This window comes from Streptomyces sp. NPDC006012, from assembly GCF_042871185.1.
Taxonomy (GTDB): Bacteria; Actinomycetota; Actinomycetes; order Streptomycetales; family Streptomycetaceae; genus Streptomyces.
On sequence record NZ_JBIAIE010000035.1, the window covers coordinates 42,567 to 69,208 of the forward strand.

A 26,642-nucleotide genomic window follows, 5' to 3' on the forward strand; every position below is an offset into this window, starting at 1 on the left:
GTGTCCCACGAGCGGAGGCACCATGCGCCGACAGCCCCAGGCGAGTAGAGCCTGTGAGCTTCCCCTCCGTGGCCACACCCCTGCCGAGGTTCCGTTCGGCAGCTAGCCGACGATACACAACGTCCAGGTGGGCAGAGTCGGCGCTTCCCTAGAATTGCCCCGTGATCTTCGCGCCACTGCATCGGGCACTTGGCCGACAGCCCTGACCGCTAGCCTCGCGCCTTCGCGGAGTGGTCCGCCAGAAAGCTGATCAGAAACGCGGGAAGCGCTCCTGAACTGCAACGATAGGGCTTGTCGAGAGACCGGCACGCCACGAGGGAAGAAGCACTTCTCGGGTGATGAAGTGTAGCAGGTCCTACCCTCCAGTCCGCGTCGATGAAGGAGGTTGGGGACGCGGTCTCCCAGTCCGGCGGTGTGCTGCTGGTCGAGTCCGATCGAAAGACCAGCCTGGACCGGGCGACACCGGCTGCGTTGGCGCCGTGGCGCCGCCCCGGCGACTCGAACCTGCGACCAAGCGCGGCGACGGCACCATGACGTCCAGCTGAGCGGCCACGCGGGCCCCGACACGGCCATTCACCCCGCGCCCCGCCCGTATGGCGGCCCGCCCGAAACCCTCGCCCCACACCGGCATACCCGCCGCCCCCACCCCGACTCCCCACCCAGCTCCATCCAGCCAAAATCCAGCCGCCGTACAGAGAACGACAGATGACGACAGGTGACGAGACGTCAGGTCATCCAGCCACCATCCAGCCACGGCACACGCCAACGGGGCCGACCCGAATCGAGCCGACCCCACCTGACCTGTCGTTTTGCTAAATCGCCGCATCCACGCCTATTGCATGCCCCATACATTGAACCGGAACTCCACGACGTCACCCGACCCGCACCTTCTACAGATGCCCCGACGCGGTCACTGCAAGCGAATCTCCGCAGGCCACACGGATTCGGACATGAGCAGCCGTTGACCGCGAGTCCTGCTTGGAACTCGAACCTCCAACCACGGTCACCGCCCAGAGCCTTCCGCCACTCCATGGCCAGTGCGGCCGGAAAACAAGTCGACGCGCTTCTCACCGACCGGCGGTCAAGTGCCGGTAACAGGCAGCACATCCGGCGACAGCGCCGCCGCCCGCGCCGCCGCACTCGTCATCCGCTTACGGTGATGACGCCGGCACAACACCTCATACCCCACCTCCGCCACCGACCCCGCCACGTCACCCACAACAACCTGCTCCCCCTCTACAACCATCTCTCCACCCACAGTCCGAGCATTGTGCGTAGCCCGCGCACCACACCAGCACATCGCCTCGACCTGCAACGTCTCCAGACGATCCGCCAGCTCGATCAAACGCTGGGACCCAGGAAAAAGCCTCGTCCGGAAATCCGTGGTGATACCGAACGAGAAAACATCCAGCTCCAAGTCATCCACAATCCGGGCCAACTGGTCGATCTGCCCGGGCAACAGGAACTGCGCCTCGTCCACAATCACATAGTCCACCCGGCCGCCACGGGACAACTGATCCACCACATACCCGTACAGATCCAGCCCCGGCCCAGCCTCCACCGCATCGGTCACCAATCCCAGACGCGACGACAGCTTGCCCTCACCCGCACGGTCGTCACGTGTGAATATCAGCCCCTGTAGACCACGCGCGGTCCGGTTATGTTCGATTTGTAGCGCCAAAGTTGACTTTCCACAGTCCATCGTCCCCGAGAAGAACACCAATTCGGACATCAGGCCAGAAGAACCTTTCCAACCAAACGAAGACAAGAGACCCCACCGACACACACCACCCCACCACCAGCCCCCACCACACCACCCACACCACAACATTCGAATAGCGAATACCCAAGAAAATCGGTGGATTTCCCGCAGTCCATCGTTCCGGAGAAGAACACCAGCTCGGGCATGACAGGTTGAGCACCTTTCGGCGAAAGTGTGACAGCGGGTCGGCTTTCAGGAACGTGATTCGAGCAGGGGCACCAATTGCTCGGCGGGGGTCATCGAGCCGTGGTTGCCGACCATCGCCGACTCCTTCGGCTCCCGCTCGGAGGCGATGATCAGCACGTCGTCGTGGGCGGCGGCGACCACGTCGCCGATGCGTGCGTACACGCGGTCGTCGACCCGCGGACCGAACCAGCCCGAGGCGATCGCCTCGTCGCGCGAGGCAACCCAGAACTGCTCGCCCAGCACCTCGCGCCAGCAGGTAAGAACATCGTCCGCGGCGCCCGGCAGCGCGTAGACATGGCGCGCGCGGCCCTCGCCGCCCAGCAGGGCAACGCCCGCCCGCAGCTCCCAGTCCTCGTCGAAGTCGATGCGGTGCACCTCGTCGAAGGGCACGTCGACCATGCCGTGGTCGGCGGTGACGTAGAGCGCGCTGCGCGGGGGCAACTGCTCGGCGAGGCGCTGGACGAGCCGGTCGACGTACATGAGCTGGCCGCGCCAGGTGTCGGAGGCGACGCCGTAGCGGTGTCCCGCCCCGTCCAGTTCGGCGTAGTACGTGTACACCAGGGCCCGGTCGGCAGCGGCCAGTTGCTCGGCCGCGAGGTCCATGCGCTCCTCGCCGCTGAGCCGCCCGTGGAACGTGCCGCCACTGAGCGCGACCTTGGTCAGCGGGGTGTTCGCGAAGGCCGGGGAGGAAACCTGGGCGGCGTGCACCCCCGCGTCCTGGGCCAGCTGGAAGACGGTGGGGTACGGCTGCCAGACCCGCGGCTCGGTCCACGGCTGCCAGCGCAGCTGGTTCATCAGGCCGCCGGTCCCGGGGTCGCGCACCGTGTACCCCGGCAGGCCGTGCGCGCCCGGCGGCAGGCCGGTGCCGACGGAGGCGAGGGAGGTCGCGGTGGTCGCCGGGTAGCAGGCGGTGATCGGGCGGCCGGTACCGCCGCGCGAGCTGCCGAGCAGCGAGGTCAGGAAGGGGGCCTCGTCCGGGTGGGCGGTGAGTTGCTCCCAGCCGAGACCGTCGATCAAGAAGACGCAGTTACGGTCGGCTGCGGTCAGTTCCGGGATCGTCGCCGTCATACCGGGGACGGACATTCCGGCCGCCAGGGTGGGCAGCAGGTCGGCCAGCGAGCCGCTGCCGTACTCGGGCAGCGGCGCGCTGCCGAGGGCGAGCGGCTCCGGATGCGAGTCCCAGGCTGCGGTCTGCGCCATCAGCGCGTGAGATCCGCGGTCGCCTCGGAGAGCGCCTGCGCGAAGGCGAGTGCCTCGCGCACCGACTCCGGGCCGTCCCCCGCCTCGCTGACCCGCAGACTGAGATCGTCCGCCGTGGAACTGCCCGTGTAGCCGTGGTCGGCCTCGCAGTTCGGGTCACCGCAGGCGGCGGGTTCCAGGTCGATACGGGAGACGGCGCCCCAGCCGATGGTCAGCACGACCTCACGGGGCGGCGTACCGGGCTTGTACTGCTCCGGGTTGGCGACCACGCGGCTGACCACCACGGACGAGATCCGGTCGAGCTTCACGGACTCCGTGGAAGTGGTGGCGAACGGCGTCGGGGAGTCGCTGTCGGCGGCCTGTTCGTCGGTGTGGCTGACGATGAACCGGTTGCCGGTGAGGACCAGCACGGTCACGTGCCGCCGCACCTCGTTCTGGTCGAAGGTCGTCTCCTGGTGGACCAGGTACGACCGCATGGGCTCGCCGCCCACGGCGGCCTCCACCGCCTCGGCCACGAGGGCCGGGTAGTAGCCGCTGCGTTCGATTGCCGCACGCAGCCCCTGGGTCGTCGTACTGGTCTTGGCCATGGCGTCCATCCTAGTCCGTGGCCCGCGGGCTCCGGGCCAGTCGGGAACGCCGGGCCGGCGGACGGGTCCGGGAGAGCGGGTCCGGGAGAGCGGGAACGCCGGTCCGGTGGCTCAGTCCCGGCGGGCGGCAATGCCGGTCCGAGGCGTGGGTCCCGGCGCGGGAAGGCCGGTCCGGTACGTGGGTCCCGGCCGGGGTGTGCATGTCGGGTCCGCGTCAGTGCGCTGGGCGGCTCGGCGGCGGTGCGGCGGCACGCGAGACCTCGGCGGCGGTACGGCGGCATCCGAACCCTCGGCGGCTGGTGCGGCGACAAGCGAGACCTCGGCAGAGCAGTACCGGGGCGGACGGGTGGCAGTGACGGGCAGCAGGGACAGGTGGCGGCGACGGGTAGCAGTAACGGGTGGCAGTTCAGGAGCGGGCTCGGTGGATCCGCGTCAGTACAGCGGAAGCATCCGGGGTCCCAGGTCGTCGCGGGCCGGCGGGGGCGCGAGCCGTACCGTGGCGCCGAGCACGCTCAGGCCGTGCGGGGCCACGACCACCGGTTCCAGGGTGACGGCCACCACCTCGGGGTGGTCATGGACCAGCCGGGACACCCGCAGCAGCACCTCCTCAAGGGCGGGCGTGTCGACCGGCGCGGAGCCGCGCCAGCCGAACAGCACCGGTGCCGTCCGGATGGACCGCACCAGCGAGGCCGCCTCCCGGTCGGTCACCGGGATCAGCCGGTGCGCGACGTCGCCGAGCAGTTGCGAAGCGGCTCCGGCCAGCCCGAAGGAGAGCACGGCGCCGGCCGCCGGGTCGATGACGGCTCGTACCACGGTGTCCACGCCTCGGGGTGCCATCGCCTGCACCACCGGCCGCAGTTCCTCCGGTCTGCCGAAAAGTTTGGTCAACTCGGCGTAGGTGCGGCGCAGTTGCTCCTCGTCGGCCAGGTCGAGCCGCACTCCGCCCAGGTCGGCGCGGTGTCGCAGGTGCGGGGCGGTCGCCTTGAGGGCGACCGGGTAGCCGAGGGTGCGGGCGGCCTCGGCGGCGGCGTCCGGGCCGGGGGCGGGCAGTGCGCGGCGTACGTGGATGCCGTACTTTCCGAGCAGCTCGCAGGTCTCCTCGGTCCCGATCGTGAGGTCCTGCCCGCGGGTGAGCAGGTCGGCGATCAGGTCGGCGGCCCCCTTCTCGTCGATGTCCCCGTACTCGGGCACTTTCCCGGGATCGGCCGCCTCGCGCCGCCACTGCGCGTATCTGACGGCTTCGGCGAGCGCCCGCACGGCGCGCTCGGCCGCCGGATAGGCGGGGATGAGGCGGGTGCCCTCGCGGGCCGCTCCCGGTGCGGCGCCCTTCTGCGGCTGCGTCCGTGGTGCGCCGGGCGGGGGCGGCTCAGGCCGGGCCCCGGAGTCGTCCCCCGACGTACTTGTGCCGGCTCCGACCTGGGGAGCCGTGCCGACCTGGGGAGCCGTGCCGGCCGCCGCGGACAGCGCCTCCGCGAGCCCGCCCAGTTCCACGTGCACGACGAGCACGGGCTTCGCCGGCGCCGCCGCGGCGGCGGAGCGCAGCGCCTGCGCCAGTTCCGCGTCCCGGGGCGGGCCGTCCCCGATCGCCGGGATGGCTGTGACGACCACCGCGTCGCAGGTGTCGTCCGCGAGCGCCCGGGACAGCGCCCGGTGGAAGTCCTCTGCCGTGGCCTGCGTCGTCAGGTCCAGCGGGCGTCCCGGGCGCAGCCCCTCGGCCAGGCACCGGTCGTAGGTGAGCAGCCCCAGTGACTCGGAGTTGCCGAGGATCGCCACCCGGGGCCCGGCGGGCAGCGGCTGGCGTGCGAGCAGCAGTCCCGCGTCGACGAGTTCGGTGATCGTGTCGACCCGGATGACTCCCGCCTGCCGCAGCAGCGCGGACACCGTGGCGTGCGGCAGCCGGGTGGCCCGCACCGCGTGGCCCAGTGGCGCGGATCCGGATCCCTGCACCACGACCAGCGGCTTCGCCGCGGCCGTCCGGCGTGCCAGCCGGGTGAACTTGCGCGGGTTGCCCAAAGTCTCCAGATACATGAGGACGACGTCGGTGTCGGGGTCGTCGAACCAGTATTGGATGAGGTCGTTGCCGGAGACGTCCGCCCGGTTGCCGGACGACACGAAGGTGGAGACGCCCGTGACCCCGGTGACCCCTCCCCCGCGCCGGTGCAGCCGGGACAGCAGCGCGATGCCGATCGCCCCGGACTGGGCGAACAGGCCGATCCGCCCGGGGCGCGGCAGTTCGGGCGCGAGCGAGGCGTTGAGCCGCACCTCCTCGGAGGTGTTGATGATCCCGAAGGCGTTCGGTCCGACGAGCCGCATGCCGTACGTGCGCGCGTGCCGGACGAGTGCGCGCTGCCGCTCGTGTCCCTCGGGGCCGCTCTCCGCGTATCCGGCGGAGATCACCACGAGACCCTGCACGCCGTGTTCGCCGCAGTCGGTGACCGCCTCGGTCATCTGCTCGGCCGGGACGGCGAGGACCGCGAGGTCGACAGGGTCCTCGATGTCCCGCACCGAGCGGTGGGCGGGCACCCCGGCGACCTCCTTCAACTCCTCGGGGAAGGCCGTGTTGACCGCGTACAGGCTCCCGGTGAACCCGGCGTCCCGGAGGTTGCCGAGCACGCCGCGGCCCACGCCGCCGGGCGCGCGGCCCACGCCGAGGACCGCGACGGAGCGGGGCGCGAGCAGCCGGCGCACGGAGCGCGCCTCGGCGCGCTGTTCCCGGGCGCGCTGCACGGCGAGCGAACGCGCGGTGGGCTCCAGGTCGAACTCCAGGCGTACGACGCCGTCCTCGAAGCTGCGTTTCTGGGTGTAGCCGGCGTCCGTGAACACCTTGATCATCTTGGTGTTGGCGGGCAGCACCTCGGCGGTGAAGCGGCGGATTCCGCGCTCGCGCGCGACGGCGGCGATGTGTTCCAGGAGGGCGGAGGCGACCCCGCGGCCCTGGTGCGCGTCCTGCACCAGGAAGGCGACCTCGGCCTGGTCGGAGACGGCGGGAGCGGCCCCGGCACGCCCTCCGGCGGGGGTGGGGGCGGGCGGCCGGCCGGCGGGTGCGGACACGCCGTCGGCGTCGATGCGGTCGTAGCGTACGGTCGCGATGAACTCGTCGCCGACGGTGGCCGCGAGTCCCACCCGGTCCACGAAGTCGTGATGAGTGAAGCGGTGGACGTCCTTGGCGGACAGGCGCGGGTACGGTGCGAAGAAGCGGTAGTACTTCGACTCGTCGGAGACCTGCTCGTAGAAGCTGACCAGGCGGTCGGCGTCATCGGCGGTGATGGGCCGGATGCGTGCGGTGCCGCCGTCGCGCAGTACCACGTCCGCCTCCCAGTGGGCGGGGTACTCGTGTCGGCCGTGCCGGTCCACCATGGTCCGCATGGGGCCCAGAGTACGGCTCGCCCATGACAACGGCGCGAGGCAGTCTGTGGAGGACGGACACCGGAGCGAGGCCCCGTTCCGACGACCCAGCGGGGCCGGACGCGGCGCCGCTCCGGGCACGCTTCACCGTATGGAAAACTGGTCTAGACAACCTAGACAACTCTGAACTCGGAAGGGCAGCAACACATGGCTGAGCGCCGCATCAACGTCGGCTGGGCCGAGGGCCTTCACGCCCGTCCCGCCTCCATCTTCGTCCGAGCCGCCACGGCCGCGGGCATCCCGGTGACCATCGCCAAGTCCGGGGGCGCCCCGGTCAACGCCGCCTCCATGCTGGCCGTGCTCGGGCTGGGTGCGCAGGGCGGCGAGGAGATCGTCCTCGCCTCCGACGCCGAGGGCGCCGACGTCGCCCTGGACCGGCTGGCGAAGCTGGTCGCCGAGGGGCTGGAGGAGCTGCCCGAGACCGTCTGAGCACCCGCCGTCGCGCCCTGACGCCCTCGCGGCCCGACGAACTGGCGCCCTGAGGCAGGCCGCGTCCGAGCGCGCGTCGCCGCAGCGGCGGCGGCCGGAGCCGCGCCGGCCCGTTCCGGGCGGCGCGGCTTCACCGTATCGAGCCCCGGTATTCACGCGTCCCCGCCCGTACTCCCGGCTTCCCCGCGCGTATCCACGCGTCCTCGCCCGTATCCGCATGCCCCCGCGCGGATACGCACGCCCCCCGACCGATTTCGACCGAGCCGCATCGAATTCACGTCGGGCACACGTGAGCGACACCCGACGGAAATTCCGGGCGCACGGAAAAACGGCAGCGGAAATACACCGCCGTCGAATATCTCTCCTTTGTATACGACGCCCTTGTTAATTTCGCAGACCCGACATGTTTACGGGACGTTGCGAAGTCCTCACGGATACCGGACGGTCGCCGCGCTCGAAGCGCAGTCGGTGCGCGCCGGTCGCGCGCTCGGTGTGCAGGGCCGTCACCGCCCGCGCGCGCTCCGCGTCGCCGCGCACCACCGCGTCCACGATGACGCCGTGCTCCGCCCAGGACTCGACGTGACTGGCAGGCGCCTCCACCGCGTACATCCAGGCGATCTTGTACCGGAGCTGGGTGAGCGTCGAGGTCAGGGCCTGGCTCCCGGATGCCTGGGCGAGCGTCGCGTGGAACCAGCCGCCCAGGGAACGCAGTTCTTCGCTGTTGCCGCGTCTGGCCCGCTCCTGGCCCAGCCGGACCAGGCCGCGCAACACCTTGACGTGGGCCTCGGTGCGCCGCTGGGCGGCCCGGGAGGCGCCCAGCGGCTCCAGGAGCAGGCGCATCTCCAGGAGGTCGGCGGCCTCCTGCTCGGTCGGTTCGGCCACGCACGCGCCCGCGTGCCGCCGCGTCACCACGAAACCCTCCGCCTCCAGGGTCCGCAGGCCCTCGCGGACGGGGACGCGGGAAACGCCGTAACGGCGCGCGAGGAGTTCTTCAGTGAGCCGGCTGCCGCGTTCGTAGACACCGGCGACGATGTCGTCCCGGATCGCCGTGCACACCGAGTGCGCCGGAATACGCATACCCGACCTCCGCCTTAATCCCCGTGAAACGTCGACGATTGACGCGTGTTCCGCGACTCTATTGCAATGAGTCGGAATTTCCGATGGCGGGCCGGAATCCATGGATATTTTTTGGACAGCGACACGTTGACAGCGACACATCCGAAACGACGAAACCCCGGGCGCGGGGGCCGGGGTCACGGTTGGGGTCGCCGCCAGTCGTCAGACATTCACGCCGTGGCCGCGGAGGTGTCCGACGGGGTCGACGTCGGAGCCGTACTCCGCCGTCGTCCGGCGCCTCGAAGTGGAGGTGCGCCCCGGTCGGGTAGCCCGTCGCGCCGGACAGCCCGATCTGCTGTCCTGGAGTGACCTGCCCGCCCGCCGGGACGCCGATGGACGACAGACGGCCCTACTGGGTGTACATGCCATCGGTCATTCTGATCAGGATCTCGTAGCCGCCGCGTAGCGCGTACCGCCAGCGGACGGGTTCCCCGACGTGCCCGGATCGGCCTCCGGTGCCAGTGGGCCCCGTCCGGGTGCACCCCGTCAGGCCCGCGCGGAACCGGTCGCGCCGTGGCGGAGCCGCCCGCGCGCGTGGGGCTTCGCCACGCGCGCGGGGCCGTGGGCTACTCCGCGGGAACCACGCGGACCTCGCCGATGCCAAGGGCCTCGACCGGTTCCTTGATCTGTGCCGCGTCGCCGACCAGGACCGTCACCAGGCCGTCCACCGGGAAGGCGTTCACCACGGCGGCCGTGGCCTCGACGGTGCCGGTGGCGGCCAGCTGCTGGTAGAGCGTCGCCTGGTAGTCATCGGGCAGGTACTGCTCCACCTGGTCGGCGAGCGTGCTCGCCACCGCCGCGGCCGTCTCGTACTTCAGCGGCGCCACCCCGACCAGGTTCTGCACGGCGACATCGCGCTCCGCGTCCGTGAGCCCCTCCGCCGCCAGCGTGCGCAGCACCGTCCACAGGTCCGCCAGCGCGGGACCGGTGTTCGGGGTGTCCACGGAACCGCTGATCGCGAGCAGCGAGACGCCCGTGCCGTCCGGGGCGGACCGCAGGACCTGGCCGAACGCGCGCACGCCGTAGGTGTAGCCCTTCTCCTCGCGCAGGACGCGGTCCAGCCGGGAGGTGAGGGTGCCGCCGAGGCAGTACGTGCCGAGCACCTGGGCGGGCCAGACCCGGTCGTGCCGGTCGGAGCCGACGCGGCCGATGAGCAGCTGCGTCTGGACGGCGCCCGGACGGTCCACGATGACGACCCGGCCGTGGTCGTCGGCGCCCACCGACGGCACCGGCCGCGGCTCGGACGTGGCACCGGTCCAGGCGCCCAGGGACTCGTCGAGCAGCGCGTCCAGGTCGATGCCGGTCAGGTCGCCGACGACCACGGCGGTGGCCGTGGCGGGCCGCACGTGCCGCTCGTAGAAGCCGCGCACCGCCGCAGCGTCGATCTTGGTGACGGTCTCCTCGGTGCCCTGGCGCGGGCGCGACATGCGCGAGGCCGCCGGGAACAGCTCCTTGGAGAGTTCCTTGGCGGCACGGCGGGCCGGGTTGGCCAGCTCGTGCGGGATCTCGTCGAGGCGGTTGCGGACCAGCCGCTCGACCTCGCTGTCGGCGAACGCGGGCGCACGCAGCGCGTCGGACAGCAGCCCGAGGCCCTTGGCCAGGCGGGAGGCCGGGACCTCCAGGCTCAGCCGGACGCCCGGGTGGTCGGCGTGCGAGTCCAGGGTGGCGCCGGCCCGCTCCAGCTCGGCGGCGAACTCCTCGGCGGAGTGCCGGTCGGTGCCCTCGGAGAAGGCCCGCGCCATGATCGTGGCCACGCCGTCCAGGCCGGCCGGTTCGGCGTCCAGGGGTGCGGACAGCAGCACCTCCACGGCGACGATCCGCTGGCCGGGGCGGTGGCAGCGCAGGACGGTCAGGCCGTTGTCCAGCGTGCCGCGCTCGGGGGCCGGGAAGGCCCACGGCTTCGCCTCGCCGGCGCGGGGCTGGGGATGGAACTCCATCGTGGCGAGCTCGGTCACTTGGCCGCCTCCTCGTTGTCGCCGGCTTCGACGGTGGCTTCGGACTCGGGGTCCTCGGGTACGTCCACGTCCTCGGTGTGGGCCGCGGACTCCGCGGACAGCGGCTCGTAGACGAGCACCGCGCGGTTGTCGGGGCGCAGCCTGGCCTGGGCGACCTCCTGGACCTCCTGGGCGGTCACCTCCAGGACACGCTGCACGGCGGTGAGGGCGAGCTGCGGGTCACCGAACAGGACGGCGAACCGGCACAGTTCGTCGGCGCGGCCCGCGACGGTGCCGAGCCGGTCCAGCCACTCGCGCTCCAACTGCGCCTGCGCGCGCTCCATTTCCTCCGGCGTGGGGCCCTCGGCGGCGAACCGGGCCAGCTCCTCGTCGATGGCGGCCTCGATGACCGGCACCTCGACGTCACCGGAGGTCTTCACGTCCAGCCAGCCCAGAGAGGGGGCGCCGGCCAGCCGCAGCAGGCCGAATCCGGCCGCCACCGCCGTACGGTCGCGCCGGACGAGCCGGTTGTACAGACGGGAGGACTCGCCGCCGCCGAGGACGGTGAGCGCGAGGTCGGCCGCGTCGGACGCGCGCGTGCCGTCCTCCGGCAGCCGGTAGGCCGCCATCAGGGCGCGGGCCGGGACCTCCTCCACGACGACCTCGCGCAGTTGCTCGCCCATGACCAGGGGGAGCGCGCCGTCGCGGGGCTCGGGCTTGCCGTCGTGGGACGCGATGGAGCCGAAGTACTTCTCGATCCAGGCGAGGGTCTGCTCCGGGTCGATGTCGCCGACTACGGAGAGTACGGCGTTGTTGGGCGCGTAGTAGGTGCGGAAGAACTGGCGCGCGTCCTCCAGCGTGGCCGCGTCCAGGTCCGCCATCGAACCGATGGGCGTGTGGTGGTACGGGTGGCCCTCCGGGTAGGCGAGGGCGGTCAGCCGCTCGAACGCGGTGCCGTAGGGCACGTTGTCGTACCGCTGGCGGCGCTCGTTCTTGACGACGTCCCGCTGGTTCTCCATGGACTCGTCGTCGAGCGCGGCCAGCAGGGAGCCCATGCGGTCGGCCTCCAGCCAGAGGGCGAGTTCCAGCTGGTGGGCGGGCATGGTCTCGAAGTAATTGGTGCGCTCGAAGCTGGTGGTGCCGTTCAGCGAGCCGCCGGCGCCCTGCACCAGCTCGAAGTGCCCGTTGCCCGTCACCTGCGCGGACCCCTGGAACATCAGGTGCTCGAAAAGGTGAGCCAGACCGGTGCGCCCCTTGACTTCGTGGCGCGAGCCGACGTCGTACCAGAGGCAGACCGCGGCGACCGGGGTCAGGTGGTCCTCGGAGAGCACCACGCGCAGACCGTTGGCCAGGCGGTGCTCGGTCGCTGTCAGGCCCCCGGAGCCTGCCTCGGCTGTGGCCGTGTGACCCATGGGCATGTACGTCCCTTCGATCGCGGGTGCGGTTGCGAAACCGCGGATTTCCTGCCAGTCCTGCCACTGTATGCAAGCGTGCGGACCTCAGGCGAAGTTCCCGCGGGACGTACGCCCACAGCGGATCGCGTAGCCTGCGGGGGTCATACCACGAGGCGGCCCCGCGGCCGGCTCCGGCGCCGGGGCCGGCCGCCGGCACCGGGGCCTGGCCCGGGTTGTCAGTGTCGCGGTCCACAATGGTCCGCAGCAGATCACGTTCACGCTTCAGTACGAACGCCCCGCAGGGGAGCGACCGGAAACAGGAGGAGCCGGCAGCGATGGCCCGCCGCAGCACGAAGACCCCGCCACCCGACGAACCGTTCGAGGAGAGAATCCTCGACATCGACGTCGTGGACGAGATGCAGGGCTCCTACCTTGAGTACGCGTACTCGGTCATCTACTCCCGCGCGCTGCCGGATGCGCGCGACGGCCTCAAGCCGGTGCACCGCCGCATCGTCTACCAGATGAACGAGATGGGCCTGCGTCCCGACCGCGGCTACGTGAAGTGCGCGCGTGTCGTCGGCGACGTCATGGGCAAGCTCCACCCGCACGGAGACGCGTCCATCTACGACGCCCTGGTGCGTATGGCCCAGTCCTTCTCGATGCGTGTCCCGCTGGTGGACGGCCACGGCAACTTCGGCTCGTTGGGCAACGACGACCCGCCGGCCGCCATGCGGTACACCGAGTGCCGGATGGCCGAGGCCACCAGCCTGATGACCGAGTCGATCGACGAGGACACGGTCGACTTCGCGCCCAACTACGACGGCCAGGAGCAGGAGCCGTCGGCCCTGCCGGCCGCCTTCCCGAACCTGCTGGTGAACGGCACGTCGGGCATCGCGGTGGGCATGGCCACCAACATGCCGCCGCACAACCTCGGCGAAGTGATCGCGGCCGCGCGCCACCTGATCCGGCATCCGAACGCCGATCTGGACGCCCTGATCAAGCACGTGCCGGGCCCCGACCTGCCCACCGGCGGCCGGATCGTCGGCCTCTCCGGGATCCGCGACGCGTACGAGACGGGCCGGGGCACGTTCCGGATCCGCGCCACGGTGTCCGTGGAGACGGTGACGGCCCGCCGCAAGGGTCTGATCGTCACGGAACTGCCGTTCGCGGTCGGCCCGGAGAAGGTGATCTCCAAGATCAAGGACCTGGTCGGCTCGAAGAAGATCCAGGGCATCGCCGACGTCAAGGACCTCACGGACCGGGAGCACGGCCTGCGCCTGGTCATCGAGATCAAGAACGGCTTCGTGCCCGAGGCGGTCCTGGAGCAGCTCTACAAGCTGACGCCGATGGAGGAGTCCTTCGGTATCAACAACGTGGCCCTGGTCGACGGCCAGCCGCTCACCCTGGGCCTGAAGGAACTCCTGGAGGTCTATCTCGACCACCGCTTCAACGTGGTGCGCCGCCGCTCGGAGTTCCGCCGCACCAAGCGACGCGACCGGCTGCACCTGGTGGAGGGCCTGCTCACCGCCCTGGTCGACATCGACGAGGTCATCCGGCTCATCCGCTCCAGCGAGAACAGCGCGCAGGCGAAGGCCCGTCTGATGGAGCACTTCACCCTCTCGGAGATCCAGACCCAGTACATCCTGGACACCCCCCTGCGCCGCCTGACCAAGTACGACCGGATCGAACTGGAGGCGGAGAAGGAGCGGCTGAACGAGGAGATCGCGGAGCTGACCCAGATCCTGGAGTCGGACGCCGAACTGCGCAAGCTGGTCTCCGCCGAACTCGCCGCGGTGGCCAAGAAGTTCGCCACCCCCCGCCGTACGCTGCTGCTGGAGGCGGGGGCCGCACCGGTCGCCCCCGTGCCGCTCCAGGTGGCCGACGATCCGTGCCGGGTGCTGCTGTCCTCGACCGGGCTGCTGGCCCGGACCGCGGACGCCGAGCCCTTCCCGGCCGACACCGGGACCAAGCGGGTCAAGCACGACGTGATCATCTCGGCGGTCCCGGCGACGGCACGCGGCGAGGTGGGTGTGGTGACGTCCGCCGGCCGCCTGCTGCGGGTCAACGTGGTCGACCTGCCGCAGCTGCCCGAGGTCACGGCGGTGCCGAACCTGGCGGGCGGCGCCCCGCTGGCGGAGTTCGTGAGTCTGGAGGACGACGAGACGGTGGTCTGCCTGACCACGCTCGACGAGTCGTCCCCGGGCCTGGCGCTCGGCACCGCGCAGGGCGTGGTGAAGCGCGTGGTGCCCGACTACCCGTCCAACAAGGACGAGTTGGAGGTCATCGCGCTCAAGGAGGGCGACCGGATCGTCGGCGGGATGGAGCTGCGCACCGGTGAGGAGGACCTGGTGTTCATCACGGACGACGCGCAGCTGCTGCGCTACCAGGCGTCCCAGGTCCGCCCGCAGGGCCGCCCGGCGGGCGGCATGGCCGGTATCAAGCTCACCGAGGGTGCCAAGGTGATCTCCTTCACCGCGGTGGACCCGGCCGTGGAGGCGGTGGTCTTCACGGTGGCGGGCTCGCGGGGCACGCTGGACGACTCAGTGCATACGACGGCCAAGCTGACCCCGTTCGACCAGTATCCGCGCAAGGGGCGGGCCACCGGCGGAGTACGCTGCCAGCGGTTCCTGAAGGGCGAGGACTGTCTGTCCCTGGCCTGGGCGGGCCCGGTCCCGGCGCGGGCGTCGCAGAAGAACGGCGGGCCGGTCGACCTGCCGGAGCTGGACCCGCGCCGCGACGGCTCGGGCGTGTCACTGGCGAAGACGGTGTCGGTGGTGGCGGGCCCGGCCTTCTAGGCAGGCCCTCCGGACGACTGGACGGGGTCCCTCAACGGACCAATGGGCTGGGCGGGGCCCCGAACGCTGCGGCTGACTGCTCGGGGTCCGCGAGCGCCTCGACGGGGGCGGGGTCCCCGAACGCTGCGGCTGACTGCCCGGGGTCCGCGAACGGTGGATCCTCAGGGTCCGGTTCCCCGGCGGCGTACTGCTCTGGATCGTCACCCGCCGGAGCCGCCACGTAGCGCAGGACGCCCCACATGCCGTGCTCGTCGGTGTGCGGGGCGTCGCCGCTCTCACAGGCCCGGAGTTCCTCGCCGAGGGCGGCGGAGTCGAGGCCGGTGCCGATGAGGACGAGCTGGGTGAGCCGGTTACCGGTCTCCGCCCAGGGCTCGGGGTAGAAGCGCAGGAACCGGCCGACGGCGTGCACGCCGTACCGATTGCCCAAGTCGCACGCCCCGAAGTCGACGTAGCCCTTGATCCGGTACAGCCCCTCGGGCCGGCTGTCGAGGAAACGCATCAGCCGGCGGGGGTCCAGGGGGACGTCGGAGACGAAGGACAGGCTCTCGTAGCCGGCGTGCAGATGGCCCGCGTGCTCGTGCGGGTCGTGCTCGCCCTCGCCGTGCTCGTGCAGGTCGTCGAAGGACAGCTGACCGATGCGTTCCCCGGCCGGACGGCAGTCGAAGAGGAATTCGGGGTCGACGCGGCCGTAGGAGGCGGGCACGACGGCGGCACGGTCGGTGAGCGGGCCGACGAGGCCGAGCACCCGCTCGCCGTCCTCGGCCCGGTCGAACTTGTTGACCACGACCAGATCGGCGAGGGCCAGATGCCGGTCGATCTCCGGGTGCCGGGCGCGGGTGGCCTCGAACTCGGCGGCGTCGACCACCTCGACGAGCCCGCCGTAGACGATCCCGGGGAGTTCGCTGGCGAGCACCATCCGGACGAGTTCCTGGGGTTCGGCGAGCCCGCTGGCCTCGATGACGATGACGTCGATGCCGGCGTCCGGGGCGGCGAGCCGTGCCAGGTACTCGTCGAGTTCACTGGTGTCGACGGCGCAGCACAGACAGCCGTTGCCCAGGGAGACCGTCGAGTCGCCGAGGGCGCCGGCCACGGCCATCGCGTCGATCTCGATGGCGCCGAAGTCGTTGACGATCGCCCCGATCCGGCTGCCCCCGCTGTGGTGGAGGAGGTGGTTGAGGAGCGTGGTCTTCCCGGAGCCCAGGAATCCGGCGAGTACGACGACCGGGATCTGCTGCGGACTGCGGTGGTGCCCCACTGAGCGACCTCTCTCACGCGGACGCGCGCACCGGTTCACGGCCCGGCGCACGGTCGGGGATGGAATGCCGACCCAGGATACGAGCAGCGACAGGCCCCCCTATCGTGGGCGTCGGCGGTCTCCGCGGTGTCGGTGAGCGTGCGCGAGCGCGCCTGGATGGTGCTCGTGGAGGAACGCGGGCTTCCACGGATGACCATGATTGCCCGCGGATGGCTGTGAGCGTGCACGGGTGCCCGCGGATGATGACTGTGAGTGTCCGCAGATCACCGTGATCGCCGCTCCCTCGTCACTCGGGAACCGGCACCGGGATCTGCGGCTCCGGCCCGACGTACCGCGCGGCCGGACGGATGATCTTCGAGTCGGCGGCCTGTTCCAGGATGTTGGCGCTCCAGCCGACCGCACGCGCCGCCGCGAAGGTGGGCGTGAACATCTCGCGCGGCAGTCCACACAGTTCCATGACCACACCCGCGTAGAACTCGACGTTCGTGTGGAGTTCGCGGCCGGGTTTCAGCTCGGCGAGGATCGCCTCGACCCGGCGCTCGACCTCCACGGCGAAGCCGACACGCGGTCCGCCGAAGCCCTGGGCGATGTCGCGGAGCATCCGCGAACGAGGGTCCTCCGTACGGTAGACCGCGTGGCCGAAGCCCATGATGCGATCACCGGCCAGGACCCGCTCGCGGATCCAGCCGTCGATCCGGTCCGGGGTGCCGATCGCATCGAGGGTGTCCAGCGCGCGGCTGGGTGCACCCCCGTGCAGCGGCCCGGAAAGCGCGCCCAGAGCCCCCACGAGGCACGCCGCCACATCGGCGCCGGTGGACGCGATGACCCGCGCGGTGAAGGTTGATGCATTGAATCCGTGATCAATAGTTGAGATCAAGTACTGCTCGACCGCCCGGGCCTGCCGTGCGTCCGGCTCCTCACCGGTCACCATGTACAGGTAATTGGCGGCGTACGACAGGTCCTCGCGCGGCTCCACCGGCCGCTGCCCCCGCCCGAGCCGGTACAGGGCGGTGAGCAGGGTCGGCACGGCCGCGCAGGCGGCGACGGCGTCCGCACGACGCCGGTCGGGGTCGATGTCGTACACGGGCCGGAACCCCAGGGCCGCGCCCAGCAGGGACAGCGCGGTGCGCGCCCCGGCCAGCGGACCCGAGGTGCGGCTCGCCGCGGCCACGGCGGGCAGCGCGGCACGGACCTCGGCGGGCAGCCTGCGCAGCGCCGTGGTCTCGGTGAGGAAGGCGGCACGGTGCTCCGGGTCCGGGAGTCCGCCGTACGCGAAAAGGTGCCAGACGTCCTCGAAGTCGCGGGTCCGCGCGAGTTCGACGGCCGAGTACTGGCGGTAGTGGTAGAAGCCCTCGACGCCCCGGACGTCACCGATCTCGGTGTCGGCGACGACGACACCCGCGAGTCCGCGCGGCACATCGACAACGGTGGCCGGGGTCCTGTTGATGGACATGATTCTCCTCTCTGGAATTGATTAGACTGTCCATGCTTGATGAATTTCTTGTCAATATTGATTGAATCAACATTAGATCCATACGCCAGTGAGGCGACTACGGTGACCCCCATGCGCGATCAAGAACGCGGCCCCGAGCGGCGGCTGAGCACCAAGGAGACCGCCGAACTGCTCGGCGTGAAGCCGGAGACCGTGTACGCGTACGTGAGCCGGGGTCAGCTCACCAGCAGGCGCGAGCCGGGCGGCCGGGGCAGCACCTTCGACGAGGCGGAGGTGACCGCCCTCGGCCGGCGCAACAGGCGCGAGAGCCAGACCGGGCCGGCCTACGGCGGCGAACTGTCCGTCCGGACCCGCATCACGCTGATCGACGAGGACCGCTACTACTTCCGCGGTGTGGACGCCGTCGAACTGGCCACGCGCCACTCCTACGAAGAGGTCGCCGAGTGGTTGTGGACCGAGCGGCTGAGTCCCGGGGCCGCCTTCACCGCGCCGAAGGACACCGTCGCCGTCGCCCGCCGGGCCGTGACCGCCCTTCCGGAGCACGCCGCGCCCACCGATCAGCTGCGGGTCGCGGCCATCGCCGCGGCGACCGAGGACCCGTTGCGCTTCGACCTGTCCGAGGAGGCCGTGCTCGCGACCGCGCGGGTGCTCATCCCGACCCTGGTCGCCGCGCTGCCCCTGCGCCCGTACGGCCGGGACGAGGGTCCGCTCGCGCAACGCCTGTGGGGCCGGCTGACCAGCCGTGACCCCGACGAGGCGTCACTGCGCGTCCTGGACACGGCACTCGCGCTGCTCGTCGACCACGACCTGGCCGCCTCGACGCTCGCGGTACGGGTCGCCGCCTCGGCCCGGGCCCACGTCTACGCGGCCGTGTCGGCCGGACTCGGTGTGATCGAGGGCCCGTTGCACGGCGCGGCCAGCGGACTGGCCCACCGGCTGCTGCTCGACGTGCTCGACGAGGGCAACGCCGGCCCGGTGGTCGCGGCCGAACTCCGGGCCGGCCGCCGCATCCCCGGACTCGGCCACCGGCTCTACCCGGGCGAGGACCCACGCGCGCGTGCCCTGTTCACGCTCCTGGAGCACATCCCGCGCGCGGAGCCCGCGCTCCTCGCGGCCCGCGACATCGTCGCCACCGCCGCCCGGCACACCTCGCTGCACGCCAACGTCGACCTGGCCCTCGCCGTACTCACCGCCTCCTGCGGCATGCCCGCGACGGCGGGCGAGACGGTCTTCGCCGTCGCCAGGACGGCCGGCTGGATCGCGCACGCCCTGGAGGAGTACGGCGAGCGCCCGATGCGCATGCGCCCCATCGGCCACTACGTGGGCCCGAGGCCCCCGCAACCCCTGCCGGAGCAGCACCGGCGGGGCAGGAAGTCACCCCGGGCAAAGTCAGGTTAGGCTCACCTCTGTGAGTACGTGCGCAACCGTCTCCCGGAGCCTCGACGAACCCGTTTCCGGTACGGCGGCCACAGCGACGACCTGGCTGCTGCTGGAACAGCCCGGCCCCTGGGGTGTCAAGGCGCTGACGTCGAGTCATCTGGACCGTGCGCTCGGCCGCGCCCTGGAGGCCGCCGCCGACGACACCGGCGTACGGATCGCGCTCATCCGGCGGCCTGGCCGCCACGCCGACCCCGGCACGCCCGCCGAGCGTCAGGTGTACGCCGCCCACACCGTTCCCGGAAAGGTGTGGCTGCGCGGCACCACGACCCGTGACCCGGGCAAGCTGCTCGATCTTGACTACGCCGCCCTCGGCGCGGGTGACCACCGCACGTTCGACACGGTGCTCGGCGGCCGCGCGGACGAGACCGGTCCGCTCGCACTCGTCTGCACCAACGGCAAGCGCGACCGCTGCTGCGCCCTGCTCGGCCGTCCCCTCGCGGCCGAACTCACCGCGTCCGGCGTACCGGGCGTGTGGGAGGTCACCCATCTGGGTGGACATCGCTTCGCACCGACGGTGCTCGTCCTGCCGTACGGCTACTCGTACGGCAGGGCCGAGGCCCACACCGTCAAGGAGGTCCTGCACGGCGTCCAGGAGGGGCGGATCGTCGTCCAGGGATGCCGCGGGAACTCGGCCTGGGGCAGGCCCGGTCAGGCGGCCGAACTGGCCGTGCGCACGGCGGCGGGCGAGTACGCGGCGGACACGCTGAGCGTCGTACGCACCGACGGCGGGACGCCCCGCTGGGAGGTGACCGTCGCCCACGCCGACGGCCGCCGGTGGCGCGTCATCGTGGCCCAGGGCGCCTCCTTGCCGCCGCGCCCGGAGAGTTGCGGCGCCTCGGCCCTCGGCGCACCCGCCCGGATGGACGTGGTGGCTGTGCGCGAACTGCACGCGGCGGCTCCGGCCTGCTGACCCGGATCCCCGGCACCCGGCCGACTGACCAGGACCCGCGACCCGGCCGGCCACGCTCCCCCACGATCCGGCCAAGAGATCCACACCCCACCCCTACGGCTCGGTCCGCTCACCCCCGTACTGTCGTGGACATGAGTCCCACTCCCCCCGCGCGCCGACTGCGTCTCGGGCTGCCACGGCGGGTGTTCTCGCAGGTCCTCATGGCGCAACTGGCGATCGCCGCGGGGGTCGCGGTGCTCGCCACCGGGCTGTTCCTGGCCCCTCTGAGCAAACAACTCGACCAGGAGGCGATGCGCCGCGCACTGGCCATCGCCGAGACCACCGCACAGGATCCGCAGATCGCCGAAGGTGTCCAGCACACCCGGCCGTCCGTCGACGGACCGGTGCAGGCGGAGGCCGAGCGGATCCGGCACGCCACGAACGCCGAGTACATCGTGGTGATGGACCTGCGGGGAGTGCGCTGGTCGCACACCACGCCCGCGGAGATCGGCGGTTTCGTCTCCACCGACCCGCGTGCGGCGCTGGCCGGACAGCAGGTCATGGAGATCGACAAGGGCACCCTGGGCCGCTCCGCGCGCGGGAAGGTGCCGCTGTACGACGCCCACCACAAGATCGTCGGCGCGGTCTCGGTGGGCATCGCGTACGACAGCGTGCGGGCCCGGCTGCTCAGCGCCATCCCGGGGCTGCTCGCCTATGCGGGCGGCGCGCTGGCGGTCGGCGCGCTGGCCGCCTGGCTAATCTCCCGCCGCGTCCATCGGCAGACCCGCGACCTGGCCTTCTCGGACATCTCGGCCCTGCTCGCGGAGCGGGAGGCGATGTTGCACGGCATCCGGGAGGGCGTCGTCGCCCTGGACCGCACCGACCGCATCCGCCTGCTCAACGACGAGGCGCGACGTCTGCTCGGCATCGGCGACGAGGCCGTCGGACGGACCCCCGACGAGGCGCTGGGCGAGGGCCGGACGACCGATGTCCTGGCCGGCCGGGTGACCGGGACCGACCTGCTGACCGTCCGCGGCCAGCGGGTCCTGGTGGCCAACCGGATGCCCACCGGTGACGGCGGTGCGGTGGCCACTCTGCGCGACCGCACCGAACTGGAGCAGCTCGGCCGCGAACTCGACTCCACGCGGGGCCTGATCGACGCGCTGCGCGCCCAGGACCACGAGCACGCCAACCGCATGCACACGCTGCTCGGCCTGCTCGAACTGGAGATGTACGACGACGCCGTGGAGTTCGTCGGAGAGGTGGTCGGCGACCACCGGGTCACCGCTGAGCAGGTGACCGAGAAGATCGAGGATCCGCTGCTCGCCGCCCTGCTGGTCGGCAAGGCGACGGTCGCGGCCGAACGCGGGGTCGCCCTGTGGATCTCGGACCGCACCCGGCTCCCGGACCGGTTGATCGAGCCCAGGGGTCTGGTCACGGTCGTGGGCAATCTGGTGGACAACGCGCTCGACGCCGTGGCCGGCACCCCGCACGCGCGCGTGGAGGTCGAACTGCGCGCCGAGGGACGCACGGCCGTGCTCAGGGTGCGCGACACCGGACCCGGTGTCCCGGTGGAGAAGCGTGAACTGGTCTTCACCGAGGGATGGTCCACGAAGAAGCCGCCCGCGCACGGCAAACGCGGGCTCGGGCTGTCTCTGGTGCGCCGGTTCGCCGAACGGCAGGGCGGCAGCGCGTCGGTGGGCCAGGCGGGCGGCAGGGGCGCGGAGTTCACGGTGGTGCTGCCAGAGGCCCTGACGGACCCGGCACTGGAACCGGGACGCGATCAGGAGCTGGGGCTGGGACCGGGACGTGAGCAGGGGCTGGAACCGGCGCTGACGGCGACCAGGGAGACCGCCGCCGAGGGGGACGCCCGATGATCGAGGTCCTGATCGTGGACGACGACGCCCGGGTCGCCCGCGTCAACGCCGCCTACGTCGAGAAGCTGCCCGGCTTCCACGTGGCCGGCCAGGCGCACGACGCCGCCGGGGCGCTGCGCCGGATCGAGGCGCTGCCGGGGCTCGATCTGGTCCTCCTGGACCACTACCTGCCCGACGGCACGGGCCTCGCCGTGATCCAGGAGATGCGCAGGCGCGGCCTGCAGACCGACGTCATCATGGTGACGGCGGCCCGGGACGTGTCGACCGTGCAGGCGGCGATGCGCCACGGCGCCCTGCAGTACCTGGTGAAACCGTTCACCTTCGCCGGACTGCGCGCCAAACTGGAGGCGTACGCCCAGTTACGCCGCACACTGGACGGCGGCGGTGAGGCCGAACAGGCCGAGGTGGACCGCATCTTCGGGGCGCTGTCCGCGCCGGCCGCCCCGGGGCTGCCCAAGGGGCACTCCCCCACCACCGCCGAACTGGTCCGCGGGTGCCTGATGAACGCCGGCGGGCCGCTGTCCGCCCAGGAGATCGCCGAGCGGACCGGCGTGAGCCGGCAGACCGCCCAGCGCTACCTGAAGCTCCTGGAGCGCACGGGACAGGCTCGGCTGACCCTGAAATACGGCGACGCGGGCCGCCCCGAACACCGTTACGTGTGGACGGCCCACGTCTGACAGCCCGGCCAGGGGCACGGGATCCGGGTATCAGCCCGGCCCGGGGGCACAGGAGCCGGCTGTCAGCCCGCCGCCTGCGCGGCCTTCTCGACGAACTCCGTCGTGTACGTCTTGCTCAGGTCCACCTGGGCGTTCTTGATGTTGGGGTTGAACGCCTTGAGGACCTTCTCGACGGTCTCCGGGCCGTTCTCCGGCATCACGCCGTCGTCGGTGAACATCGGCAGGGTGCTCCTGACCGCCTCCGCGTAGAGAGTCTTGTCGCCCTGGGAGTAGTCGGCGGGCATCTTGGCGGCGATCTCGTCCGCGCTGTGCGTGGACATCCACCTGAGCGTCTTGACGAATGCATTGACCAACTTCTGGACGGTGTCCTTGTGACCATTCACCCAGTCCGTCTGCATGTACAGACTTGACGACGGATACGGGCCACCGAGCGCCTCCTGCGAGCCCTCGGGCGTGCGCATGTCGAGGAGGATCTTCCCGGCCTTCTTGTCCAGGATCGTCGCCACGGTCGGGTCGGTCGTCATGCCACCGTCGATGGCACCCTGCTGGAGCGCGGAGATGAACGTCGGACCGGCGCCCACGGCGACCGGCGTGAACTCGTGGACCTCCACCCCGTTCTTGACGGCGAGGTACTTGGTGAGGAAGTCGGTCGAGGAACCGAGCCCGGTGACGCCGAGCTTCTTGCCCTTGAAGTCCTTGGGCGACGTGATGTCACCGGCTGCCTTTTCGGAGACGACCTCCACCTCACCGGGCGCGTGCGAGAACTGCACCACGGATTCGACGGACTTGCCCTTCACCTGGAGGTCGAGGGTGTGATCGTAGAAACCGACCGTTCCCTGGACCTGGCCGGCGACGAGCGCGGTCTCGGCCTGGACTCCGGCGGGCTCGGTGAGGAGCTGGACGTTCAGGCCCTCGGCGTCGAAGTAGCCGAGCCGCTGCGTGAGCATCGCGGGCAGGTAGATGACCTTGTCCAGGCCACCGACCATGATCTTGACCTGCTCTCCCTTGCCGCCTCCACCGCTGCCGCTGCCTGCGGCGGTACTGGCCGCGTCGTTGGCGCAGGCGGTGAGTGAGGAGAGGGCGAGCAGGCCGGCGACGGACAGCGCCGCGAGTCTGGCGGTCTTGCGCATGACGGTTCACGTCCTTGTGAGGATGCGGTGCGGAAAGGGGAGAGTGGGGCGGGTGGCCTGCGCGGCCGTCAGTGGTCGGAGTCCGTCGGCTTCCAGCGGAAGATGCGGCGCTCGGCGAAGGTCAGCAGCCCTTCGGCGACGAGCGCGACGACGGCGAGGATGACCATCGCGGCATACACACCGGCCGAGTTGAAGGTGCCCTGGGACTGCGCGACGAGCAGGCCGACGCCCTTCGTGGCGCCGATGTACTCGCCGACGATCGCACCGATCAGGGCGAAGCCGAAGCTGACGTGCAGGCTGGTGAAGATCCACGAGGTGGCCGATGGGAAGACGACCTGAAGCGTCACCCGACGGTCGCTCGCGCCCAGGACACGGGCATTCGCTACCAGGTTGCGGTCGACCTCACGGGCGCCCTGGAAGGCGTTGAAGAAGACCGGGAAGAAGACCAGCACCACGGCGGACGCGACCTTGGAGGCAGGGCCGAGCCCGAACCAGATCACGAAGATCGGGGCGAGGACGATCCGCGGAATGGAGTTGAGCACCTTGATGTATGGACCAAGAACATCGGCGAGGAAGGTGATCCGCCCGAGCGCAATACCAAGGACGACACCGGCGACCACACCGATGACCCAGCCCAGCAGCGCCTCGTAGAGGGTGTACCAGATCTGCTCGCCCAGTGAGCCGAGCGCGGTCCCGTGCGTGATCCACGTGTAGATCTGGTCCCAGATCTTCGACGGCATCGAGAAGTTGAACGGATCGATGGCCTCGGCCCGGGAGAGCACCTCCCACAGGCCGAGCACGGCGATCAGGAGCACTGCCCGGCCGGCCATGACGACGGCCTTACGTCTGCGGGCAGCCCTGGCCCGGCCCCGCGTACGGTCCGTGGGCTTGTCCATGTCGGCGGCGGGGGTGGCGAGAACGTCATGCGACACGGGCCGCACCCCTCTCACGGGTGATACGGACCTCTTCACCGAGGGACTCCCAGATCTCGCGGTAGATCTCGATGAACCGCGGCTCCAGGCGTACCGACTCGACCTTGCGCGGCCGGGGCAGGTCGATGTCGAAAACCTGCTTCACGGTCGCCGGCCCGGCGGTCATCACGACCACCTTGTCGGCCAGCGCGATGGACTCCTCCAGGTCGTGGGTGACGAAGACGACCGAAGCGCCCGTACCCTCCCACAGTTCCAGGAGTTCGTCCGACATCAGTGCCCGGGTCTGCACGTCGAGCGCCGAGAACGGCTCGTCCATGAGCAGGATCTCCGGGTCGTTGACGAAGGTAGCGGCGAGGGCGACGCGCTTGCGCTGGCCACCGGAAAGCTGGTGCGGGTAGCGGTCCTCGAAGGCGGCAAGTCCGACCCTGGCCAGCCATTCGCGGGCCTTCTGCTTGGCCTCCGCCTTCGGTACGCCGCGGAAGCGCGGGCCCGCCATGACGTTGGACAGGACCGTCCGCCACGGGAAGGTCGCGTCCTGCTGGAAGACGAAGCCGACCTTGTCACCGACGCCGGCGACCGGCTCCCCGGCCACCAGCACTTCGCCCTCGGACGGTTCCTCCAGGCCGCTGACGAGGGTCAGTGTGGTGGATTTTCCGCAGCCCGTCGGCCCGACGACGGCGACGAACTCACCGCGTCCGACAGTGAGGTCCAGGCCCCGGACAGCCGGGTGCAGCCCCCCAGACGGGGTCTTAAAGATCTTGCTCGCGCCCCGCAGCTCGATGGCGGGGCCGGTGTCTGCGCTCATTGGTAGTTGGAGGCGCGGTGCCCTTGCGGGCCCGGTTCCTCCGCCCCCTTTCAATCCGTGCGTGCGGTTTTCCCGCACACGGCTTACCGATGATCTTCTTGACAGGGTTACGCAGTCTTCGGATAGCGAATGGTGCCACGTAGTCGATGCATACCGCGCCCGTTAAACAACTCTTCTGTCCATTCCTGCCGCTGCCCACGCCGTATGTTGCGTCCGCGCTTCTTGACCATCAGTCTGCGAAGCCGCCACACCACGTATCTGTCAGCGTTCTGGAATTTCTCGGCAGCATTCCCGGTTCGGAAGTAGTTGCCCCAGCCGCGCAGGATCGGATTCAAATCCGCTATCACATCGCGAATATCCCATCCCGACCGACGGCGGTCGGTCCGTTCCCGGACCTTGTCCCGGAGTCTCTTCATCGCCGTCTTCGAAGGCCAGCGGTGCAGATAGAAGCGGACCGTGCCGTACTTCTCCCACGACCTGCCCGAGAAACGAGCCCTGAAGTGGCAGCCGAGGAAGTCGAGCCCTTCCCGGCCCTCTCTGAGGTCAACAATCTTCGTCTTGCCCGGGTGCAGTTGCAGCCCCAGCGAGCCGAGGATCTCCCCGACCGCTTCCAGGGCAGCCCTGGCCTGGCGCTCCGTACGGCACAAGACGACTCCGTCGTCGGCGTACCGCACCAGCTCACCCACCCCGCGCCGCTCCAGCCCGGAGTCCAGAACATGCAGGTAGATGTTGGCCAGCAAAGGCGAGATCACCCCGCCCTGAGGCATCCCGGCAACCGTCCGCCGGACCTCACCGTCCACCATCACACCCGCCTGCAACCACAGACGGACCAGCTTGAGGACCCTGCGATCCGACACCCGACGCCCCACCTCAACGAGAAGCCGATCATGGTCGATTCCGTCGAAGAAACTCCGAATGTCGAATTCCACGACAAAGTGACGGCCCTTGATGAAGCCAACTCGAAGCCGCTCCATCGCCTGCGTCGCCGACCGCTTCGGACGGAATCCATACGAGCACGGGAGAAACCCCGCCTCGAACACCGGCTCCAAAACAATCTTCGCCGCCTGCTGAGCCACTCTGTCACGAACAGCAGGAATACCCAGCGGCCTTACGCCGCCCTGCGGTTTCGGAATATCCACACGCCTGGCGGGCGCGGGACGATACGTGCCTGCACGCAAAGAAGCCTGGAGTTCACCGAGCATCCGCCCGACTCCGTATTTCTTCTCCACGAATACCAGGGTGACCCGATCCACCCCGGCACTTCCACCATTGGCCCGGACTCGTTCCCACGCCTCCCACAGCACATCACCTCTGTGGATACGGTCATACAGGGCATGGAAACGCCGCTCCGGGGACTGCTTGGCCGCAGTCCATAG

Annotated in this window: 20 protein-coding genes and 1 pseudogene; 6 read left to right on the forward strand and 15 right to left on the reverse strand. The window is 70.5% G+C overall.

The window, feature by feature from the left end; genetic code table 11:
• Positions 1 to 1,081 precede the first annotated feature (1,081 nt).
• The 5 genes from ACFYPJ_RS35760 to ACFYPJ_RS35780 form a co-directional block, all read right to left on the reverse strand.
• Positions 1,082 to 1,732 carry a thymidine kinase gene (locus ACFYPJ_RS35760; protein ID WP_389025786.1) on the reverse strand — a complete coding sequence of 217 codons (651 nt, stop codon included), beginning with the start codon at positions 1,730 to 1,732 and terminating at the stop codon, positions 1,082 to 1,084.
• Complete coding sequence (locus ACFYPJ_RS35765) at positions 1,732 to 1,908, reverse strand: hypothetical protein (RefSeq protein WP_389025787.1); 177 nt, start codon at positions 1,906 to 1,908, stop codon at positions 1,732 to 1,734. Before ACFYPJ_RS35765 ends, ACFYPJ_RS35760 begins: the two co-directional genes overlap by 1 nt.
• Positions 1,909 to 1,954: 46 nt before the next feature.
• Positions 1,955 to 3,148, reverse strand: coding sequence for an alkaline phosphatase family protein (locus ACFYPJ_RS35770; RefSeq protein ID WP_389025788.1), 1,194 nt, complete (start codon positions 3,146 to 3,148; stop codon positions 1,955 to 1,957).
• The gene (locus ACFYPJ_RS35775) at positions 3,148 to 3,744 is read right to left on the reverse strand and encodes a DUF5998 family protein (RefSeq protein WP_389025789.1); all 597 of its coding nucleotides are present in this window, start codon (positions 3,742 to 3,744) and stop codon (positions 3,148 to 3,150) included. Before ACFYPJ_RS35775 ends, ACFYPJ_RS35770 begins: the two co-directional genes overlap by 1 nt.
• Positions 3,745 to 4,167: 423 nt before the next feature.
• The gene (locus ACFYPJ_RS35780; protein WP_389025790.1) at positions 4,168 to 7,101 is read right to left on the reverse strand and encodes a GNAT family N-acetyltransferase; all 2,934 of its coding nucleotides are present in this window, start codon (positions 7,099 to 7,101) and stop codon (positions 4,168 to 4,170) included.
• A 186-nt stretch (positions 7,102 to 7,287) separates the two neighbouring features.
• Here ACFYPJ_RS35780 and ACFYPJ_RS35785 point away from each other — a divergent pair, with 186 nt between their 5' ends.
• Positions 7,288 to 7,569 (forward strand): HPr family phosphocarrier protein, encoded by a 282-nt coding sequence (locus ACFYPJ_RS35785; RefSeq protein ID WP_389025791.1) that lies wholly within the window; start codon positions 7,288 to 7,290, stop codon positions 7,567 to 7,569.
• 384 nt (positions 7,570 to 7,953) lie between these two features.
• Here ACFYPJ_RS35785 and ACFYPJ_RS35790 read toward each other — a convergent pair whose 3' ends face one another.
• From ACFYPJ_RS35790 to ACFYPJ_RS35805, 4 genes and pseudogenes are all read right to left on the reverse strand, one after another.
• Entirely contained in the window at positions 7,954 to 8,646 is a 693-nt protein-coding gene (locus ACFYPJ_RS35790; RefSeq protein ID WP_389025792.1) for a GntR family transcriptional regulator, read from the reverse strand.
• 201 nt (positions 8,647 to 8,847) lie between these two features.
• Positions 8,848 to 9,076, reverse strand: a pseudogene (locus ACFYPJ_RS35795) (M23 family metallopeptidase); the annotation flags it as partial.
• A 175-nt stretch (positions 9,077 to 9,251) separates the two neighbouring features.
• The gene (locus ACFYPJ_RS35800; protein ID WP_389025793.1) at positions 9,252 to 10,640 is read right to left on the reverse strand and encodes a M16 family metallopeptidase; all 1,389 of its coding nucleotides are present in this window, start codon (positions 10,638 to 10,640) and stop codon (positions 9,252 to 9,254) included.
• Positions 10,637 to 12,037 carry a M16 family metallopeptidase gene (locus ACFYPJ_RS35805; RefSeq protein ID WP_389025794.1) on the reverse strand — a complete coding sequence of 467 codons (1,401 nt, stop codon included), beginning with the start codon at positions 12,035 to 12,037 and terminating at the stop codon, positions 10,637 to 10,639. The genes ACFYPJ_RS35800 and ACFYPJ_RS35805 overlap by 4 nt, the downstream gene beginning before the upstream one ends.
• Before the next feature lie 311 nt (positions 12,038 to 12,348).
• Between ACFYPJ_RS35805 and ACFYPJ_RS35810 the strand changes: the two genes are divergently transcribed.
• Positions 12,349 to 14,808: a DNA topoisomerase (ATP-hydrolyzing) subunit A gene (locus ACFYPJ_RS35810; RefSeq protein ID WP_389025795.1), complete on the forward strand. Its 2,460-nt coding sequence runs from the start codon at positions 12,349 to 12,351 to the stop codon at positions 14,806 to 14,808.
• A gap of 31 nt (positions 14,809 to 14,839) precedes the next feature.
• On the opposite strand, the gene ACFYPJ_RS35815 is transcribed toward ACFYPJ_RS35810, so the two are convergent.
• The gene (locus ACFYPJ_RS35815) at positions 14,840 to 16,063 is read right to left on the reverse strand and encodes a CobW family GTP-binding protein (RefSeq protein ID WP_389025796.1); all 1,224 of its coding nucleotides are present in this window, start codon (positions 16,061 to 16,063) and stop codon (positions 14,840 to 14,842) included.
• 286 nt (positions 16,064 to 16,349) lie between these two features.
• Complete coding sequence (locus ACFYPJ_RS35820) at positions 16,350 to 17,516, reverse strand: citrate synthase/methylcitrate synthase (RefSeq protein WP_389025797.1); 1,167 nt, start codon at positions 17,514 to 17,516, stop codon at positions 16,350 to 16,352.
• 111 nt (positions 17,517 to 17,627) lie between these two features.
• Here ACFYPJ_RS35820 and ACFYPJ_RS35825 point away from each other — a divergent pair, with 111 nt between their 5' ends.
• The 4 genes from ACFYPJ_RS35825 to ACFYPJ_RS35840 all read left to right on the forward strand — a co-directional run bounded on the left by ACFYPJ_RS35825 (position 17,628) and on the right by ACFYPJ_RS35840 (position 22,399).
• Positions 17,628 to 18,914, forward strand: a complete 1,287-nt coding sequence (locus ACFYPJ_RS35825; protein WP_389025798.1) for a citrate/2-methylcitrate synthase — start codon at positions 17,628 to 17,630, stop codon at positions 18,912 to 18,914.
• A 10-nt stretch (positions 18,915 to 18,924) separates the two neighbouring features.
• The gene (locus ACFYPJ_RS35830; RefSeq protein ID WP_389025799.1) at positions 18,925 to 19,866 is read left to right on the forward strand and encodes a sucrase ferredoxin; all 942 of its coding nucleotides are present in this window, start codon (positions 18,925 to 18,927) and stop codon (positions 19,864 to 19,866) included.
• Positions 19,867 to 19,997: 131 nt separating this feature from the next.
• The gene (locus ACFYPJ_RS35835) at positions 19,998 to 21,722 is read left to right on the forward strand and encodes an ATP-binding protein (RefSeq protein ID WP_389025800.1); all 1,725 of its coding nucleotides are present in this window, start codon (positions 19,998 to 20,000) and stop codon (positions 21,720 to 21,722) included.
• Complete coding sequence (locus tag ACFYPJ_RS35840) at positions 21,719 to 22,399, forward strand: response regulator (protein WP_389025801.1); 681 nt, start codon at positions 21,719 to 21,721, stop codon at positions 22,397 to 22,399. The genes ACFYPJ_RS35835 and ACFYPJ_RS35840 overlap by 4 nt, the downstream gene beginning before the upstream one ends.
• 62 nt (positions 22,400 to 22,461) lie before the next feature.
• Here the strand turns inward: ACFYPJ_RS35840 and ACFYPJ_RS35845 are convergent, their stop codons facing one another.
• From ACFYPJ_RS35845 to ltrA, 4 genes are all read right to left on the reverse strand, one after another.
• Complete coding sequence (locus tag ACFYPJ_RS35845; protein ID WP_389025802.1) at positions 22,462 to 23,529, reverse strand: ABC transporter substrate-binding protein; 1,068 nt, start codon at positions 23,527 to 23,529, stop codon at positions 22,462 to 22,464.
• 68 nt (positions 23,530 to 23,597) lie between these two features.
• A complete protein-coding gene (locus ACFYPJ_RS35850) occupies positions 23,598 to 24,461 on the reverse strand; it encodes an ABC transporter permease (RefSeq protein WP_389025803.1) in 864 nt (287 codons plus the stop codon).
• Positions 24,451 to 25,266 carry an ABC transporter ATP-binding protein gene (locus ACFYPJ_RS35855; protein ID WP_389025804.1) on the reverse strand — a complete coding sequence of 272 codons (816 nt, stop codon included), beginning with the start codon at positions 25,264 to 25,266 and terminating at the stop codon, positions 24,451 to 24,453. Before ACFYPJ_RS35855 ends, ACFYPJ_RS35850 begins: the two co-directional genes overlap by 11 nt.
• 107 nt (positions 25,267 to 25,373) lie before the next feature.
• Positions 25,374 to 26,642 (reverse strand): group II intron reverse transcriptase/maturase (gene ltrA, locus ACFYPJ_RS35860; protein WP_389025805.1); only part of this gene is annotated, 1,269 nt, incomplete at its 5' end.

Coding starts and splice junctions, on each gene's coding strand:
- ACFYPJ_RS35835 (WP_389025800.1), top strand. CDS start 19,998: ATGAGTCCCACTCCCCCCGCGCGCCGACTGCGTCTCGGGCTGCCACGG.
- ACFYPJ_RS35780 (WP_389025790.1), bottom strand. CDS start 7,101: ATGCGGACCATGGTGGACCGGCACGGCCGACACGAGTACCCCGCCCAC.
- ACFYPJ_RS35820 (WP_389025797.1), bottom strand. CDS start 17,516: ATGTCCATCAACAGGACCCCGGCCACCGTTGTCGATGTGCCGCGCGGA.
- ACFYPJ_RS35845 (WP_389025802.1), bottom strand. CDS start 23,529: ATGCGCAAGACCGCCAGACTCGCGGCGCTGTCCGTCGCCGGCCTGCTC.
- ACFYPJ_RS35825 (WP_389025798.1), top strand. CDS start 17,628: ATGCGCGATCAAGAACGCGGCCCCGAGCGGCGGCTGAGCACCAAGGAG.
- ACFYPJ_RS35805 (WP_389025794.1), bottom strand. CDS start 12,037: ATGCCCATGGGTCACACGGCCACAGCCGAGGCAGGCTCCGGGGGCCTG.
- ACFYPJ_RS35785 (WP_389025791.1), top strand. CDS start 7,288: ATGGCTGAGCGCCGCATCAACGTCGGCTGGGCCGAGGGCCTTCACGCC.
- ACFYPJ_RS35840 (WP_389025801.1), top strand. CDS start 21,719: ATGATCGAGGTCCTGATCGTGGACGACGACGCCCGGGTCGCCCGCGTC.
- ACFYPJ_RS35775 (WP_389025789.1), bottom strand. CDS start 3,744: ATGGACGCCATGGCCAAGACCAGTACGACGACCCAGGGGCTGCGTGCG.
- ACFYPJ_RS35855 (WP_389025804.1), bottom strand. CDS start 25,266: ATGAGCGCAGACACCGGCCCCGCCATCGAGCTGCGGGGCGCGAGCAAG.
- ACFYPJ_RS35765 (WP_389025787.1), bottom strand. CDS start 1,908: ATGCCCGAGCTGGTGTTCTTCTCCGGAACGATGGACTGCGGGAAATCC.
- ACFYPJ_RS35770 (WP_389025788.1), bottom strand. CDS start 3,148: ATGGCGCAGACCGCAGCCTGGGACTCGCATCCGGAGCCGCTCGCCCTC.
- ACFYPJ_RS35810 (WP_389025795.1), top strand. CDS start 12,349: ATGGCCCGCCGCAGCACGAAGACCCCGCCACCCGACGAACCGTTCGAG.
- ACFYPJ_RS35790 (WP_389025792.1), bottom strand. CDS start 8,646: ATGCGTATTCCGGCGCACTCGGTGTGCACGGCGATCCGGGACGACATC.
- ACFYPJ_RS35760 (WP_389025786.1), bottom strand. CDS start 1,732: ATGTCCGAATTGGTGTTCTTCTCGGGGACGATGGACTGTGGAAAGTCA.